Origin of the sequence: Enterobacter sp. 342 (assembly GCF_036663495.1) — a bacterium.
Lineage (GTDB): Bacteria > Pseudomonadota > Gammaproteobacteria > Enterobacterales > Enterobacteriaceae > Enterobacter.
The window spans coordinates 1-1,073 of record NZ_JAWUEI010000112.1 but is presented as its reverse complement, the minus strand read 5'-3'; the positions used below and the strand labels follow the sequence as shown (position 1 = coordinate 1,073).

1 protein-coding gene is annotated in these 1,073 nt (G+C 47.2%); it reads left to right on the top strand.

Annotated elements, in window-relative coordinates:
* Positions 1–54: 54 nt before the first annotated feature.
* Positions 55–1,073 (top strand): IS30 family transposase (locus V6E55_RS25490; protein WP_316944127.1); only part of this gene is annotated, 1,019 nt, incomplete at its 3' end.

Here is a 1,073-nt window from a genome sequence, read left to right as displayed (position 1 = left end):
CTGTGAGTTCAACGGGTCGATGCAACGCTATCCTTAATCAAGGGGGACGTTGCCATGAAACGAAGAACTCGGATTAACTACACTCCAGAGCAGAAAGCGATTATCTGGGACAGATATAAGCAAGGTGATTCCTTGCATGATATCGCCCGAATGTTCGACAGATACCATTCTTCTATCATGCCCACTATCCACCAGACCGGTGGATACCGTCCCCCGGTCCGAAAACGACACCGGCTGGCGCTTTCGCTTGATGAAAGAGAGGAGATATCCAGAGGGCTGGTTGAAAAACGCAGCATCAGGGATATCGCTAGCAAATTATCAAGAGCCCCTTCAACCATTAGCCGCGAGATAAAGAGGCATGGGGGCGCAAAACAATACCGTGCAGCAAAAGCGGATATTGTTGCGTGGGAAAATGCCTTGAGACCAAAAGCTTGCAAGCTAATTGAATGCCCCACATTGTGTAAAATCATTGCAGAGAAGATGCATCAGGACTGGTCACCGCAACAAATTGCCGGTTGGCTAAAACGCAGTTATCCGGATAATCAGGAAATGCATGTGTCACACGAAACAATTTATAAAACGCTTTTTGTACAAACCCGGGGAGCATTAAAAAAAGAGCTGCAGCAATGCCTCAGAAGCGGAAGAGCAGTGCGTAGATCCAGAACGTCATCGCTTAAAGGGAAAGGATTGGGGTCAATCCCAAACACGATACCTATCAGCGAAAGGCCACCAGAGGCCGCTGACAGAGCCATTCCAGGTCACTGGGAAGGTGACCTGATTCAGGGCTCGAAAAACTCCTATATCATCACCCTCGTAGAACGTCATTCCCGTTTTGTGATGCTGGCGAAGATCAGAGACAACAAGACCATAACGGTTATATCTGCACTCATCAGACAAGCCCGGGAATTACCTGCTGAGCTTTATAAAACATTAACCTGGGATCGTGGTGCTGAAATGACCAGCCACACACGATTTACTGTAGCGACAGACATTCAGATTTATTTTTGTGATCCTCAATCTCCCTGGCAACGTGGCTCAAATGAAAATACGAACAGATTGCTCAGACAATATTT